This is a genomic window from Candidatus Cloacimonadota bacterium (assembly GCA_034661015.1).
Taxonomy (GTDB): domain Bacteria; phylum Cloacimonadota; class Cloacimonadia; order JGIOTU-2; family JGIOTU-2; genus JAYEKN01.
Window position 1 is genome coordinate 9,232 of record JAYEKN010000062.1, and the last position, 15,226, is coordinate 24,457.

The 15,226-nt window shown below is 35.0% G+C and carries 18 protein-coding genes; 17 read left to right on the forward strand and 1 reads right to left on the reverse strand.

What is annotated here, in order from left to right; genetic code table 11:
• Positions 1–103: 103 nt before the first annotated feature.
• From U9P79_01895 to U9P79_01975, 17 genes are all read left to right on the forward strand, one after another.
• Positions 104–892, forward strand: a complete 789-nt coding sequence (locus U9P79_01895) for a hypothetical protein (protein ID MEA2103381.1) — start codon at positions 104–106, stop codon at positions 890–892.
• A 68-nt stretch (positions 893–960) separates the two neighbouring features.
• A complete protein-coding gene (locus tag U9P79_01900) occupies positions 961–1,461 on the forward strand; it encodes a hypothetical protein (GenBank protein MEA2103382.1) in 501 nt (166 codons plus the stop codon).
• Between the two features lie 21 nt (positions 1,462–1,482).
• Positions 1,483–3,786: a polysaccharide biosynthesis tyrosine autokinase gene (locus tag U9P79_01905; GenBank protein ID MEA2103383.1), complete on the forward strand. Its 2,304-nt coding sequence runs from the start codon at positions 1,483–1,485 to the stop codon at positions 3,784–3,786.
• Entirely contained in the window at positions 3,716–4,603 is an 888-nt protein-coding gene (gene ispE, locus U9P79_01910) for a 4-(cytidine 5'-diphospho)-2-C-methyl-D-erythritol kinase (protein ID MEA2103384.1), read from the forward strand. Before U9P79_01905 ends, ispE begins: the two co-directional genes overlap by 71 nt.
• Before the next feature lie 21 nt (positions 4,604–4,624).
• Positions 4,625–5,584 (forward strand): ribose-phosphate pyrophosphokinase, encoded by a 960-nt coding sequence (locus U9P79_01915; protein ID MEA2103385.1) that lies wholly within the window; start codon positions 4,625–4,627, stop codon positions 5,582–5,584.
• Positions 5,585–5,587: 3 nt separating this feature from the next.
• Positions 5,588–6,241, forward strand: coding sequence for a 50S ribosomal protein L25 (locus tag U9P79_01920; GenBank protein MEA2103386.1), 654 nt, complete (start codon positions 5,588–5,590; stop codon positions 6,239–6,241).
• A gap of 24 nt (positions 6,242–6,265) precedes the next feature.
• On the forward strand, positions 6,266–6,865 hold the full coding sequence (gene pth / locus U9P79_01925; GenBank protein MEA2103387.1) for an aminoacyl-tRNA hydrolase: 600 nt from the start codon (positions 6,266–6,268) through the stop codon (positions 6,863–6,865).
• Positions 6,866–6,921: 56 nt separating this feature from the next.
• The gene (gene rpsF / locus U9P79_01930) at positions 6,922–7,212 is read left to right on the forward strand and encodes a 30S ribosomal protein S6 (GenBank protein ID MEA2103388.1); all 291 of its coding nucleotides are present in this window, start codon (positions 6,922–6,924) and stop codon (positions 7,210–7,212) included.
• A gap of 31 nt (positions 7,213–7,243) precedes the next feature.
• Positions 7,244–7,696, forward strand: coding sequence for a single-stranded DNA-binding protein (gene ssb / locus U9P79_01935; protein ID MEA2103389.1), 453 nt, complete (start codon positions 7,244–7,246; stop codon positions 7,694–7,696).
• Positions 7,680–7,916 carry a 30S ribosomal protein S18 gene (gene rpsR / locus U9P79_01940; GenBank protein ID MEA2103390.1) on the forward strand — a complete coding sequence of 79 codons (237 nt, stop codon included), beginning with the start codon at positions 7,680–7,682 and terminating at the stop codon, positions 7,914–7,916. The genes ssb and rpsR overlap by 17 nt, the downstream gene beginning before the upstream one ends.
• Positions 7,917–8,327: 411 nt before the next feature.
• Entirely contained in the window at positions 8,328–9,227 is a 900-nt protein-coding gene (locus tag U9P79_01945) for a DUF2232 domain-containing protein (protein MEA2103391.1), read from the forward strand.
• Positions 9,224–9,715 carry a 50S ribosomal protein L9 gene (gene rplI, locus U9P79_01950; protein MEA2103392.1) on the forward strand — a complete coding sequence of 164 codons (492 nt, stop codon included), beginning with the start codon at positions 9,224–9,226 and terminating at the stop codon, positions 9,713–9,715. The genes U9P79_01945 and rplI overlap by 4 nt, the downstream gene beginning before the upstream one ends.
• A 3-nt stretch (positions 9,716–9,718) precedes the next feature.
• Entirely contained in the window at positions 9,719–10,261 is a 543-nt protein-coding gene (locus U9P79_01955; protein ID MEA2103393.1) for a hypothetical protein, read from the forward strand.
• Entirely contained in the window at positions 10,262–10,579 is a 318-nt protein-coding gene (locus tag U9P79_01960) for a DUF721 domain-containing protein (protein MEA2103394.1), read from the forward strand.
• A gap of 185 nt (positions 10,580–10,764) precedes the next feature.
• Positions 10,765–11,415 carry a ribulose-phosphate 3-epimerase gene (gene rpe, locus U9P79_01965; GenBank protein ID MEA2103395.1) on the forward strand — a complete coding sequence of 217 codons (651 nt, stop codon included), beginning with the start codon at positions 10,765–10,767 and terminating at the stop codon, positions 11,413–11,415.
• On the forward strand, positions 11,408–12,739 hold the full coding sequence (gene ffh, locus U9P79_01970) for a signal recognition particle protein (GenBank protein MEA2103396.1): 1,332 nt from the start codon (positions 11,408–11,410) through the stop codon (positions 12,737–12,739). The genes rpe and ffh overlap by 8 nt, the downstream gene beginning before the upstream one ends.
• A 41-nt stretch (positions 12,740–12,780) precedes the next feature.
• Positions 12,781–13,218, forward strand: coding sequence for a response regulator (locus U9P79_01975; protein ID MEA2103397.1), 438 nt, complete (start codon positions 12,781–12,783; stop codon positions 13,216–13,218).
• A 130-nt stretch (positions 13,219–13,348) separates the two neighbouring features.
• Here the strand turns inward: U9P79_01975 and U9P79_01980 are convergent.
• Positions 13,349–15,226, reverse strand: a 1,878-nt coding sequence (locus U9P79_01980; GenBank protein ID MEA2103398.1) for a hypothetical protein, incomplete at its 5' end; no start/stop codon positions are given.

The window sequence follows — 15,226 nt, forward strand, 5'->3', positions numbered from 1 at the left end:
TTTGGAAAAGCGTAATACTTTTCTCTTGGCACGTTGTTTAAAACAGTATTACAAATAAATGGAAAGTTTGACACAAAATTAACGTTTATCGAAAAAGATTCCTATGAAAATAGACAAACTTATAGTAAGAATACTAATTATTTTAGTGGCAATTGCTTTTTGCTGGGGTTGTGCAGAGGACGATCCCGAAGACAATGACTCAACTCCACCCTCAAAAATTATTATGACTCCTCACCTCTGGGATGTAGGAGATATCAACCCAAATACCGGCACCTTTTATGTTGGTGATAATGGAATGGCTGCTGTTTCTACCCCAAACCATCTTACCTATAATTGGATGAAGATCAAATGGGACGGAGAGCCATTACAATTTGACGGTGATATTCATCATATTGATATTTTTCGATATTATTTAAACGATACTACAAAACTTTTTGTTGCTCAAATTCAATACGATCGCGATTCGACATTGTTTATTGATAAATTTACAAATTACAACGATCCTAAAATCGGAAAAAATTGGCACTACTTCATCATTCCTTATGATGAATCCGGAAATTTTACCAGATCAGACACGGTTTCATATTCGCTTATTGAAAAGCCAGCTCTTTCTTCTCCTCAGACAGAAGCAAATTTTTCCTCTTCCGAAGAAATTTCTTTTTCGTGGGAAATAAACACACCGGATTATACATTCCGAATTCTATTTTTTGATGAAGGACATGACGTTATTTTTGCTGATGATCTGATTCCAGGTGAAACAACTTGCACTTCCACAGAGATCGGTATGAGCTTTTTCCCGGGATACAAATATTTCTGGAGAATTGATGCAATCCATTCTCCTGATGGAACAAACGGATCTAAATCAGAAGAAAGAATCATAAATATTTTTTAGGGAAATTGACTAAAAAAAACCATATTCGTTTTTTTGCATTTTTGCAACAACAAATTAGGGAGTAAATCATGAAAAAAATCCATATTTTAATAATCATTGCTTTTTTAATATCGACAACTTGCTGGGCACAAGAATCATCCGGTGCCTCAAGTATATCGAGTTCATCTGCTTTTAGTTTCTCCGGTACAATGGGCGATGAAAATCAATTACGTATGCAAACTTATATTTGGGGGCAGATCAATAAACCCGGATTATACATTGTTCCTGATGATACCGACCTAATCGCTTTAATTTCTTTTGCTAAAGGTCCCACCGAGGATGCTAAAATCTCGAAAATACGAATTGTACGAAGTGGATTTGGAACACAAAAAAACGAAATTATTGAAGTGAATTTGGAAAAATTTCTCGAAACCGGCAATCGCGAACTGATTCCTATTTTAATGGAAGGAGATACAGTAATCGTACCCGCCACTGTTTTTTATGGAATGGAACGAGTAGCAACTTTTATCTCAAAATTTGCAACCGTTCTAAGTATGTATAGCATTTATTTGAGCATTGCCAATAACTAATTTTTTGAAAGTGAGTAACTAATGGAACAAAATTCCTATCTTGACCAGCAAGAACAAGAAGTAAATCTCAAAGATTATTATCGAATAATAAAGCGACATTTCAAATTAATTTTTCTCATGTTCATAGTTGTGCTTGCTGCTACTATTTTTTATACAATTAAAGCCGACAGAATCTATGAAAGTACCGGAAAAGTTTTATTAGAAATGAACAAACAAGGGGCTGACCTTTTCATGTCAATGTCATCTTTTGGTGGCAGAAATGAATTGAACAATCAGATGCAGGTAATTCAGAGCAGACCGATTATTAGCTCTGCCATAGAAAAACTTAAGAGAAACCCGCAAGCAGCCAATTTTCCGATTCTGACTGCAGAAAATCCCGTAGATGCCTTAACAGAAGCTATTGACGTTTCTGCTGAACGTGAAGTTGATATTTTCAAAATTACTTATAAATCTACAAATCCCTTGGAAACTCAGGCTGCAGTTAATGCGATCATTGGCAGTTATCAGGAAGAAAACCTGACTTATTCCCGCGCTGAACTTACAAGCGTTAGAGAATTTCTGGAAAAGCAACTCGACAAAACCTCAAAGAGACTTTCTGTTTCAGAGGAAGACTTGCGGAATTATAAAATTCTGCATAAAACTTTTGCACTTTCCGAAGAAACTAAGGAAATGATTACAAATATGGGAGAATTTGAGGGACAGTTACAAGCTGCAAAAACCGAGTTTCAAGTTGCAAAAAATAGATTAGACTTTCAAAAATCAAATCTCGCCAAAATAGATTCAACCTTAGGTGGAGAACTTCTTTCCATCTCCTCCCCGTTACTTGAGCAGCTCAGAACCAAATTGATCGAAAACGAAAGCAAACTTTCTGTATTTCTGACCAAAGAAGGCTATACTTCATCCCATCCTAAGCTAAAATTGCTCAAAACAGAGAATAATAATATTAGAAATAAGATGAAGTTTGAAATGGATCAAATCCTTAAATTAGATAAGGAAACATACAATCCTCTGGAAAGACGGGAACAATTATTAACAAGCATCGTGCTTGACAAGGTAACTTACGAAAGCACAATGGCAAAAGTGAAAGCTTTGCAATCAACTGTGGAAGAATACCAGACCCGAATGTCCGCCTTACCTGACGCAGAAATCGAACTTGCCAGACTGGAACGATCCAAAACAATCAATGAAACAATTTATAGTATGCTCATTTCGAAATATGAGGAAGCCAAAATTGCCGAAGAGGGAAAATTAAGCAATATCAGAATTATTCAAAGTGCCCTTTTACCTAAAAACCCGGTATCTCCAAAAGTGAAAATGAATATCCTCATCGGAATCATCCTTGGGCTTGGACTCGGAGCTGGCTTGGCATTTCTGCTTGAAAACCTGAACACAAAAATATCCACCCTATCCGATGTGGAAAGATTTGTAAAGCTCTCTGTGCTTGGAACTATCCCGAATATTCCTGTAGATGATGAGCAGGTGGTAAGTCTCAAAGAACGAATTGCTAAAATCACAGATGACGAAGATGAAAGGAAAAGATTAACCAAAAAAGAAAGCGAGATCGCTGCTCGCCTCATTACCCACACAAATCCGAAATCCCCAATTGCAGAATCCTACAGAACTTTTAGAACAAATCTGGTTTCCAGACCAGGTTTTGAAAGTGCAAAAACCTTCCTGATAACCAGTTCCGGTCCTAAAGAAGGAAAATCCACCTCTTCCAGCAATCTGGCAATCACTCTTGCCCAAATGAATTCCAAGACTGTTATTGTGGACTGCGATATGCGACGTCCTATGCAACATAATCTCCATTTTTTAGAAAAGGAAAATGGCCTCTCCAAATATCTTCAATCAGAAACTTGCCAACTATCGGAAATCATCAAACATACAGATGCCGAAAATCTCGACATTATTACTTCCGGTCATGTTCCTACAAATCCATCCGAATTGCTCGCCTCTCCCCGCATGGATGAATTGCTGGATGAATTAAAAAAAGAATACGATTATGTTTTACTCGACAGCCCCCCTATTATCGCTGTTACAGACGCATTGATCTTAGCAAAAAAAGTTGATGCTCTGGTTCTCGTGCTCAGAGTGGATATTACGGATAAAGACATAATCGAGCAATCAAAAAAACTTTTGGATAATGTCGGGGTAAAAGCCGCCGGAGTCCTCGTTAATGGAATTCAGGTAAAAAGTTATTATAGCGGTTATAAATATTACTATTATTACTATTATTACTATTATTATTCTGATGATGGAAAAACGAAAAAGAAAAGGCACCATAATAAAAGACAATTATTCAAAAAAATGCTCAGCAAAAATTAATCTTTTTCTTGAAGTAATCGCAAAACGCACGGATGGTTTTCATGAATTACGCTCCCTTTTTGGAGAACTATCTCTCGCAGATGATATTCTGTTTAAATTGACAGAAAATCCGCAAGTTAAAATTTCTTGCACTTCAAATCACATTCCGAACGGTGAAAACTTAGTATTAAAAATCGTTCGCTATTTGAAAAAAACATATCGTATTGAAAAGGGATTAGAAATAATTCTCAAAAAAAATATCCCTATTTCTGCAGGTCTCGGCGGTGGTAGTTCCGATGCAGCCCAAACAATTTTGGCTTGCAATGAATTGTGGAAGTTAGATTTTTCTTACGAGAAAATGAACAAAATCGCCCTAAAATTCGGTAGTGATATAAGTTATTTCTTGCAAGGTGGCACTTCATGTGTTTTCGGACGTGGTGAAATAGTAAAACCTATCTCAAATCGTTTTGAAATAAAAAACATCCTCCTTGTTAATCCCAACATACATATTTCAAGCCGAGACGCATATTCATGGATGGATATAAAAAAAGAAAAGACGGATAAATTCAAAAAAATTACACAGGCTTTTCTAGACAAAGATTTTAACATGCTAAGCGAAAATCTGTTCAACAGTCTGGAACCGGGTGTTTTTGCTCATTACCCCGTGATAGAAAAGATAAAAAATAAATTGATAAAATTCGGAGCTACAGGAAGTTTGATGTCCGGAAGCGGATCAACTGTTTTCGGGATTTTTGATTCTATCCCAAAAATAAATATGGCTAAAAGTTATTTTAATAATTTGAAATATTGGACAAAAATAAGCAGTTTGCAAACTTAGTGAATTACAATAAGGAATTCAATGGATTCGAAATTACACATTTTTACAGGTAACGCAAACAGAGAACTGGCAAAAAAAGTTGCTAAATATGCCAGTATCCCTCTCGGGTGTGCTGATGTTTTCAAATTCTCTAATGACAATTCCTTTGTTAGAATTATTGATAATGTGCGCGGTGCTGATGTCTTTGTAATTCAACCTACTTGTGTGCCGGTGAATGACAATCTGATGGAGCTTCTTATCATGATAGACGCTTTAAAACGTGCTTCGGCAAGAAGAATAACTGCGGTAATGCCGTATTTTGCTTATGCTCGTTCCGATAAAAAGGATCAACCCAGAATAGCGATTACGGCAAAATTAGTAGCCAATTTGCTCACTACTGCCGGTGCTGATCGAGTAATTACTTTTGATCTGCATGCTCAGCAAATACAGGGATTTTTCGATATTCCGGTTGATCACTTATCAATGCTACCAATTTTTTTAAATTATTTCAAACTTATGCAACTTGAAAATGTTGTAGTTGTAGCCACTGATACAGGTGGAACTCAGCGTGCGAGATGGTTTGCAAAATCGTTAAAAACAAATATTGCCATTGGAGATAAACGCAGAAGCGGTAACGATGGCAAAACAGAATTATTAAACATTATCGGAGAAGTTAAAGGAAAGACGGCAATTATTGTGGATGATATTGTAGATTCTGCGGGCTCAATTGTTAATATGGCAAATGCCCTTTCCAAAAATGGTGCGAGAAAAATTTTTTGTGCCTGCACTCATCCGGTGCTTAGCGGGTCTGCGGTGCAAAGAATTGAAAATTCAGCAATATCCGAATGCGTTGTAACTGACTCAATACCCTTGAGTAATGATGCTATAAAAAGTACAAAGATCAAGCAACTATCCATCGGACAACTTTTGTCTAATGCCATAATAAGAATCCATAACGAAAAATCTTTAAGCGTTTTATTTAATATAGGAAATGAGGTATAATCTATGAAAATAGAAATAGAAGCAAAAATCAGAGAAGCTGGAAAAAAAACAGCAAAAAATTTACGGATGTTGGAGCAAATACCTGCAGTTGTTTATGGAAAAGGTATTGATTCCAAATCAGTATCCATTGATTATAAAACATTCAGAAAAATATATATGGCAATACAAGGTAAAAAAAGTTTCATTTTTCTGAAAATTGAAGGTGAAAAAGAAGCGGTGCGAACATTGATTAAAGAGATGCAGATCGAACCTGTCTCTCGCAAAGTTACTCACATTGATTTTCAAATAATCCTCTCCGGTCAACTAATCGAAATTGAAGTTCCGATTAAACCGGTGGGAGATTCTCCTGGTATGAAAGAAGGTGGGATTATGGAAATTCTACTTAGAGAATTAGATGTTAAGTGTTTACCAAAAGATTTACCGGAATCCATTGAAATTGATATTTCCAATCTCAATTTAAATGATTCTGTCCACATAAGTGATATTCTGGAAAATTATCCAAATATCGAAATTTTACATCCGGCAGATACTTCAATCCTTTCAATACAACCTCCTTATGTTGTTGAGGAAGAAGAAGAGGAAGAAGAGGAAGAAGAGAAAGAGGGAGAAAAAACAGAAGTACCTGAAGAAAAACCTGAAGCAGAACAAAAAAAATAATTTATTTATCCTATCTATTCATTGATGGTGAAAACGAACTTCCACAAAATCGTTGTTGGGCTTGGTAATCCCGGTGCGGAATACAAAAATACACGTCACAATATCGGTTTCATCGTTTTGGATAAATTATGTAAGAAATTACATACACGTTCTTTAAATACAAATAAAAACTCAACTCTTGCCAAAAAGAAGGAATGGCTTTTTCTGTTCCCTCTTACTTATATGAACCTCTCCGGTGTGGTTTTACACAAAATTGTTCGCAAATACAACATCGAAACGAAAAACATATTGGTAATAGTGGATGATGTAAATCTTGAAATCGGAAAAATTAGAATCCGTTCAAAAGGTAGTGCCGGTGGGCATAACGGACTCAAGTCAATAATCAAAGAATTGGGTTCAGACGATTTTAAGAGATTACGAATTGGAATCAATTCTGAAATTAATAATGAATCCCAGTTTCCAGAAAATCTTGAGGATTATGTTCTATCGGAATTTTCAGCAGAAGACACCAAAATTCTGGAAAAACCTATTGAGCAATCAGTTGAGTTACTTACCCATTTTTTATATCAAAATTATAAAAAGATGGTAGATAGTTTTAGCAAATTAAACACCTTATCTTCCTGATTTATCGGGAGGATTTAATTTCCAAAAAAACAAGGAAAATAAACCGAAAGGAACATATGAAAAGAAACTATGAAACATTGTTCATCATTGGAGACAGAGATGATGAACAGATCGAAAAGATCATCAAAAATGTAGAAGAATTTATCTCATCAGCCGGTGGGGAAATTCAAAATGTTGACAAGTGGGGCAAAAAAAGGCTCAGCTACGAAATCGAAAAACAGAAAATCGGATTCTATACTCTCATAAACTTTGAAGCCGAAGCAAATAAAATTAGCGCTCTCGAAAATTTCTATAAACACAACGAAGATGTAATTCGCTCCATTGTTGTAAGAAAAAGCAAAAAATAACCTAAACTAAAAATATATCTAAGGAGGATATATGAAAAAATTAAATTTACCCCGAATTAATAATGTTATGGTCTCCGGCCGATTAACGAGAGATGTGGATTTACGTTACACACCCTCAGGAACTCCTGTGGCCGATATCGGAATAGCAAATGACCGTTCTTACAAAGATTCCGATGGAAACTGGCAAAATGATACAAACTTTTTCCAAATTGTTGCATGGACGAAAACTGCAGAATATGCTGCTGAGCAACTAAAAAAAGGTTCTCCCGTTATCGTTGAAGGTAGATTGGAATGGAGCAAATGGCAAGACAATGATGGTAATAAAAGAACCACTATAAAAATTGTTGCGTCTCGAATCCAACGTCTGGAACGAGAGTATGATCCCCAGCAAAGTGACTACGACTCTTCCCAAAACCAAAATCAAAAACAATCAAAAAACACAACAAATCGGGAGGAATATACAGACGATGAAATTCCGTTCTAAATATAAAAAAAGACGAGCTCCCCAATTTTGCAAACTATGTAAAGCGGATGACCTGATTATTGATTATAAAGACACAGCTCTGCTAAAACAATACACACTTGGTTCCGGGAAAATCGTTCCGAGTAAGATAACCGGAATATGCAATAAACACCAAAGACAATTAGCTCGTGAAATAAAAAAAGCCAGACAAATGGCTCTTTTACCAACAGTTGGCTCCTGATCAGATAAAAAACATAAGCCACGAAATCACATAAAAAATGTATAAAAGGACTTGATGTGTTTAGATGAAAAATGCTGAAAGAGAATTTTGTAAAATTTGGTCTGATTTTGTGGCTAAATCGAATAATTAATGTGCATCCTTAAAATACTATTTGAGCAATGGCTCCACCAGCTGGTGGATGATTCGACGCAAAAAAACTCCAAGTGGAATATAAGTGCAAAAACATTCCACCCCGATGAAATAAAAAATATTTCATCGGGCAAGCAGGACAAGTACTGATTCTGCAGATAAATGCTGATATTATACTTTTTACAAAAAATACTTATCTTGCGAAAATCGGCTTTTTCAGCGTGATGTTGTGTATCACATTCATCTGCGTCGAATCCCTACTTTACGGATAGATACTAATTAATGATAATCAAATTAATACTTATTTCAATTGTCTCTCTGATTTCACCGACAATAGCTTTGCTCATTGCAATACCTTTTTTCGGGAAAATTAGTGCTGAAAACCCCTTGGTTATCAGCACTAATAATGATCCTTCTTCACTCATTTCTCTATTTAAACCCCTTATTATTTTTTCAGCTCTTCAAATCTTCTTGCTAATTCTTAATGTTACAACCACCATTCAATGCCTGGAAATTATTGTTAGTGTTGGTTTGTCTGCTACAATTTTTGCTTATTCTTTGCAAAGATTTAAAAGCTACGAACTTGCCATTTTAACCGGAATTATACCTGCTTTTATTTATATTTTTCTAAAAAATCTATTTTTCTTTGAGCAAATAAAAGAGGCTATTACAGAAGCAAACTCCATAGCTCTCGGGCAGATGCAAAATGCGTTTTCACCTGAGATGCTTGAGAAACTGCAAATATCTCTGCAATCATTTTCAGAATTAATGATCAAGGGAAATCCCTCAATTTGGTTATTCAGTATTTTATTGGGTGTTTTTATCGGTGCTCTAATATTTTCCAAAAAATCCGAAAGTATTCAATGGGATTTTAAACATGTTAAGTTCCCGGATCAACTTCAATTTGTCGTAATAATTGCACTTCTCTTGGTTGTTTTTTCGTTCAGAACTATTGGGATTAATCTTTTGATCTTTTCAGGATTTTTCTATCTAATTCAGGGCTATTCCGTTTTATATTTCTATATTCAGCAAACATTACGAAACAATAAATTTATTGGGATTACATTACTGATTATTCCAATATTAAACTACTATTTATTGATAGCACTCGCATTCACAGGAATTTTGGACAGTTGGGTGCATCTAAGAAAATTTTCACATATCAAAGGAGATAAAAAATGAAAATAATTATAAAAAAATCCACTAATCCCCAAACAGAAAATCTTGGTGCAGTCGGAGACATTATAGAAGTTTCCGGTGGATTCGCCAGAAATTACCTAATCCCCAATGGCTTTGCTATTAAAGCAACAAGAAAAAACCTCGCTCTGGTTGATTCAATTAAAGATAAAGAAGAAATAAGACTAGCACAAGAAATAAAAGAAGCAGAAATGATTTTATCCAGAATCGTTAAGGAAACCTGCATATTCACACGTCTCGCAGATGAAAATGGCCATTTGTTTGGTTCTGTTAGTGAAAAAGATATCGTTGCCGGTCTTGCAGAAAAAGGACTTGAAGTAGATAAATCATCCATACGGATGGAACACCACCTGAAAGAAATTGGAGAACATGACATAACAATCAAACTTAAAGAAAATGTAGAAGGACAATTACATATAATCATCCAAATACAAGAAACCTCTCAGGATGAAAATAAAACAACCTTGGAGTAAATCATGAAATCGATATTAAAAATAATCAAAGAAGTTATAATGTGGCTCGTGATACTATCGGCTTTTGCAGCAATCGGATTATCCACTCAAACACCGGTAAAGTCTTCAATAATCTGGGTTTTGATCGGAATTGTTATTTTCGTCGGTGGATTTTTACTTGCCAAATATGGCAAAAGGCAAAAAGGTACGACTCATACCCATTTAATTTTCAAAAAAATTATCGGAGCTCTGCTTACCATTTTCGGATTAATCCTGCCGATATTGATACTTTCCACTTTTCCAACATCCACAAAATTATTGATTGTCGCTTTCGATGTTGTGCTTGTGGCTTTTGGTATCCTAGCTGTAAAATTAATCAATAAAAGCATATCTACTGCAATACTCGGTTATATTCTTCTTTTCATTCTCGCTTTTCTGCCTGCTCTGGCGATGTCCACATACGACATGAGTTATAACGCTTTGGGCACAACCTATTATCTCACAATTGCTCTTGCCTGCTTTTCTTGGTTCGGCATATCCATGATATACACAAAAGAACTTCAATAAATGAAAAGTTTTACCCGCGTCAACAGTATCTTCAGTGGGTTAATAAACAATTTTTCCAAGCAGGGATTCTCTCGCGAAATTAAAATTGCCCTCCTTTGGAATCGAGCTGTCGGCAGTCTTCTAAATCGTAAATCCAGAATTGTCAAACTTGAACATAACACGCTGTTTGTTCTAATTGAAAATAACGTGTGGTTGCAGGAACTGCTTCTGAATAAAAGCGAAATTAAAGCAAAGATAAACAAAAATCTTTCCAAGGAAGAAAAAATATCCGAGATAATTTTTTCCCTTTCCTCCAAAAAAATCAGCCTCTTTGAATAACACAATAAATCTCGAAAACACGAAGGAAAGACAAAAAGCGAAAAAAATAAAGCAGACAAATGTGTTTCATCAATTTTGTTTATGTAATGATAAAAATGAAACAATATAAAAAAATCTTGGGATTGTTATAATACTTTTTCAGGTAAATTTATAGCAAAAACTCGCAAAATGAATTTTTTATTTTTATGAAACATCCAATACAAATTGCACCCTCAATTTTAGCCGCGGATATTCTTAAAATTGAGCGAGAGATTAAATCAATTGAAAACGGGGGAGCAGATTTAATCCACGTTGATATAATGGATGGGCATTTTGTTCCTAACCTTACTTTTGGACCTGTATTTGTCAAAAAACTTCGATTTATTTCCAACATTCCTTTGGATGTTCATTTGATGATTTCCAATCCTGAAAAATATGTTGAAAATTTTATTTCCGCTGGTGCAGATTATCTTTCTTTTCATATTGAAACTGACACAAACCACAGAAAACTACTTGCAAGTATCAAGAAGAAAGGCGTAAAAGCCGGACTTGCACTTAATCCCAACACAAATATCGAAAAAGTATTTGATTATCTTGATCTTCTCGATTTTGTTTTGATTATGACTGTATTTCCCGGTTTCGGAGGTCAAAAATATATTTCCTCATGCACAAATAAAATTTCTCGCTTATTTCAATACGATAAAAACCACAATGTTGAAATTGAAGTGGATGGTGGTATAAATTTCACAACTGCAAAAATTGCAAAAAATGCCGGAGCAAATATACTCGTTTCCGGTAGTTTTATTTTTGAAAACAGTAACTACAAAAAAGTGATAAAAGGATTGAAAGATGTTTGAATCATTAACTGATAGATTAGGGACAATTTTTTCAAAACTAAAATCTCGCGGTAAACTTTCTGAAAAAGAAATTGAAAAAGGAATGCGAGAGATACGTCTTGCTTTATTGGAAGCAGATGTCAATTATAAAGTAGCAAAACAATTCACAAAAGACGTTCAGATCAAAGCAATGGGCAAAGAAGTGCAAAAATCTCTTACACCCGGGCAACAAATCATCAAAATCGTCAATCAAGAATTAATTACGTTGATGAAATCAGACTCGGTTATCCACGAACTCCCAAAAAACCGTTTATCAGTTATTATGATCGTGGGGCTTCAAGGTTCGGGAAAGACAACTACTTGCGCCAAACTTGCTTTGAAATATAAAAAAGAAAAATACTCTCCCCTACTCGTTGCTGCAGATATTTATCGCCCGGCAGCTGTAAAACAGTTGGAAACATTGGGCAAATCTATTGATGTGCCTGTTTTCAGCGATCCGTCCAAAAAACTCAGTAAAATTGCAAAAAATTCTCTAAAATTTGCCGAAAAGAATGACTGCAATTTGATTATTTTTGACACAGCCGGTCGTCTTCATATTGATGATATGATGATGAAAGAACTTGAGGAAGTAGAAAAAATAATTAAACCCCACGAAATCTTTTTCGTAGCAGATTCTATGACAGGTCAGGATGCGGTGAACAGTGCCCGAGAATTCAACTCCCGCCTAAATATTTCCGGCATTATTCTCACAAAATTGGATGGTGATGCAAGGGGTGGAGCTGCCTTATCTATCAAAGCGATAACAAAAAAGCCCATTCGCTTTGTGGGTGTGGGTGAGAAACTGAATGACTTGGAAACCTTTCATGCAGACAGAATTACCTCCCGAATTCTCGGTATGGGCGATATGCTATCACTTATCGAAAAAGCCGAATCCGCTTATGATGTGGAAGAGGCAAAAAAATTACAAACAAAACTACGAAAAAATCTTTTTACTCTGGAAGATTTTCATGTGCAACTACAAAAAATTAAAAAGATGGGACCAATGGGAGATTTGTTAAAAATGCTACCCGGTTCAAATTCAAAGCTTCTGAAAAACACCAAAGTAGATGAACATGAATTAGATCACGTGGAAGCCATTATTTTCTCGATGACTCCAAATGAAAAAATACATCCTAATATTATCAACGGAAATAGACGCCGACGAATTGCAACAGGGAGCGGAACTACCTTGCAACAGGTCAACAGGCTTTTGAAGCAATTCGATTCAATGAAAAAAATGATGAAAAATTTGAATAAAAGTAAAGGAAATTTTCCCATGGGAAATCAATTTTTCCCTATGGGATAATTATGTTGAAAGACCAAGTTTAAATACTTTCGGAGGATGAAATGCAAAAATTACCAAAAATATTGTTAGTAGAGGATAATCCGTTGGATGTGGAGATGACTTTAGCTGCTTTGTCAGAAAACAAGCTTGCCAACAAAATAATCGTTGCTAAAGATGGTGAAGAGGCACTTGATTATTTTTATAGGCGAAACAAGTTTGCAGATCGTGAAGAAGAGAACCCTATTCTCGTTCTTCTTGATTTAAAAATGCCAAAAATCGATGGCATGGAAGTTTTAAAAACTATAAAACAGGATGATAAATTGAAGAATATCCCGGTCGTGATTCTTACTTCTTCCCGAATGGAAACGGATTTGATACAGTCATACAATCTCGGGGTAAACGCCTATGTTGTGAAACCGGTAGATTTTGACAATTTTGTGGAAGCGGTAAAAGACATTAGTGCTTTCTGGGCTTTATTAAATGAAGTTCCCACCGAATAATTTGCTTTTCTGAAATTATATTTTATCTCTCTTCGACATCTATATTAGGGCTATCGGAACGTACCACTAAAGAAGTACGGATTTAAGAGGATAAACCAGTGAAAAAAATATTCGTAAGGTGCAAAATACATTATTGAAATGGTATTACTTGGGGATAACTTACGAGTAATTTTTCAAATTTTACCACACTCTCACCGGAAATTGATATTTTAAAAGAGTTCGAGTTTGGATAGAAACCCAAACGAATTTGAAATGTTTTTAGAACCAGCTGCTCATTTCTTACCCTTACTCCAATCCCAAATCCTGAATATAATTTTTGGGAAAATATATTACTTGCCTGATCGCAAATATGTGCCATATCCAGAAATCCAAATAATGCAAATCGGAATCCATAAAAATGTTGGGGAGTAAATAAAATGGACTCTATATCCAAGCCTAATCGCTGATCACCTTTCACATTATCGTTCTCAAATCCGCGAATCCCATTTTCATCATTAATATCAACAAATTCCACTTTGTCTCGGTTAATTCCTTTAATGTATTGTAACTCCAACATATTACGCAACTTATATTTGCCTAAATTGATTAGTGGGGAAAAAAATGTACTTTTTGAATTTATAATCCCTTCGTCAAATAAATTTTGCCTAAGAAAAAAATTACCCATTTCTAATTTACTAAAAAAATACCCAATATCTTTTATATATTTCCCCCCGGCAAACCGTGTTCCTACATATATTCTATTGCAAAACTCGTTGAAATCAGGACCGGCCATAATCGCGATCAGATATCCATAAGGTATATATTCTACTCTACCAAAATTGTAGATCAGACTAGTTTTGTAATAATCATTTTTGAACATGCCCAAACTAAAGAGAACAATAGTACTATTGTGATAAAACCGATTTGAGTCAGCCGAAACATCAGGACGAATTGAAAAATCCTTGTTCGAGAGACTTGCCATATAATTTAAGTATTTATGGCTGTTCCGATCCTTATCTGAATTTAATAATTTTGGAATTCCAAAACCAATTGTCATAAAATTATTCACAGAGCGATGAGTGATGGTCAGAGAATCACTAATTTCCGCAAATCGTTCTATTCTTCCGAACTCGAAACCTTCAGTTGTCTTTATTCTTGTTGAAAAAAAATTACGTTGTACAGAGAAATCATACAGTTCTGTGTTTTGATCTTTGCTATACAAAATTTTTCCTGTGGCAAAAGAACCTTTAATATTAAAAACCTCGTATTGTCCGCCCACAAACTCACAAATATTTTCTGCTTCCGTATCAAAAAGTAAACTCCCGGAAATGTTTTGCCCAAGCCCGAGGATATTTTCATTATATATTCTGCTTTGAACAGAATGATAATTAGGAAAAGATACGGCAGCCCCGAGAGAAAATGCATCCTGAGTGATTACTTCCACATCCACAGAATCTGTGCAAATATCAATGATGTCGAACGTTACATTTTGAATATAAGGAAGTTCAAAAAATAACCGTTCATTTTCAGCAAATACATACGGGTCAAATTGATCCCCAGTTCTAAATAATAAATTTCTACGAATAATTTCCCGTTTTGTGTTTATATGATGTTTGTTGAGATGCTTTTTTAGATTAATTAAACTTTTTGATTTAGTTTTCCCAATAATTCCGAAAACATTTTTCTCGCTTATTTTTATTCTTCGGATTACTTTTCCAGCATACTTACGATATTGTTTTTCCCATTTTTCCATAAAAAAAACAGGAGATTTTTTCTTAACTTTTGTTGAATCAAAAGTAATATCATAAAGTTTCTTAGTCCATTTCCATTTATAGGCATTTGATCGCAAAGAATCGTAAAATGAGTTGGATTTTTGAATCGAACTTTGAACACTAAAGCTATCTTGTTCGGCAGAAAACACATCCATGCCGTTGTGAATTTTTTGTGCACTAAGCTCAAATGGGTAAAACGCCAGCATTAATATAAAGATAAATAGAAATGAATTTGATTTTTGTATAATTAGTGTCCA

Bases quoted from the DNA above. Each gene is read 5' to 3' on its own strand.
- rplI (MEA2103392.1), top strand. From the start codon at position 9,224: ATGAAAATAATTATAAAAAAATCCACTAATCCCCAAACAGAAAATCTT.
- U9P79_01945 (MEA2103391.1), top strand. From the start codon at position 8,328: ATGATAATCAAATTAATACTTATTTCAATTGTCTCTCTGATTTCACCG.
- ssb (MEA2103389.1), top strand. From the start codon at position 7,244: ATGAAAAAATTAAATTTACCCCGAATTAATAATGTTATGGTCTCCGGC.
- rpsF (MEA2103388.1), top strand. From the start codon at position 6,922: ATGAAAAGAAACTATGAAACATTGTTCATCATTGGAGACAGAGATGAT.
- U9P79_01920 (MEA2103386.1), top strand. From the start codon at position 5,588: ATGAAAATAGAAATAGAAGCAAAAATCAGAGAAGCTGGAAAAAAAACA.
- U9P79_01900 (MEA2103382.1), top strand. From the start codon at position 961: ATGAAAAAAATCCATATTTTAATAATCATTGCTTTTTTAATATCGACA.
- ffh (MEA2103396.1), top strand. From the start codon at position 11,408: ATGTTTGAATCATTAACTGATAGATTAGGGACAATTTTTTCAAAACTA.
- U9P79_01975 (MEA2103397.1), top strand. From the start codon at position 12,781: ATGCAAAAATTACCAAAAATATTGTTAGTAGAGGATAATCCGTTGGAT.
- rpe (MEA2103395.1), top strand. From the start codon at position 10,765: ATGAAACATCCAATACAAATTGCACCCTCAATTTTAGCCGCGGATATT.
- U9P79_01895 (MEA2103381.1), top strand. From the start codon at position 104: ATGAAAATAGACAAACTTATAGTAAGAATACTAATTATTTTAGTGGCA.
- U9P79_01955 (MEA2103393.1), top strand. From the start codon at position 9,719: ATGAAATCGATATTAAAAATAATCAAAGAAGTTATAATGTGGCTCGTG.
- U9P79_01915 (MEA2103385.1), top strand. From the start codon at position 4,625: ATGGATTCGAAATTACACATTTTTACAGGTAACGCAAACAGAGAACTG.
- U9P79_01960 (MEA2103394.1), top strand. From the start codon at position 10,262: ATGAAAAGTTTTACCCGCGTCAACAGTATCTTCAGTGGGTTAATAAAC.
- U9P79_01905 (MEA2103383.1), top strand. From the start codon at position 1,483: ATGGAACAAAATTCCTATCTTGACCAGCAAGAACAAGAAGTAAATCTC.
- rpsR (MEA2103390.1), top strand. From the start codon at position 7,680: ATGAAATTCCGTTCTAAATATAAAAAAAGACGAGCTCCCCAATTTTGC.
- pth (MEA2103387.1), top strand. From the start codon at position 6,266: ATGGTGAAAACGAACTTCCACAAAATCGTTGTTGGGCTTGGTAATCCC.
- ispE (MEA2103384.1), top strand. From the start codon at position 3,716: ATGGAAAAACGAAAAAGAAAAGGCACCATAATAAAAGACAATTATTCA.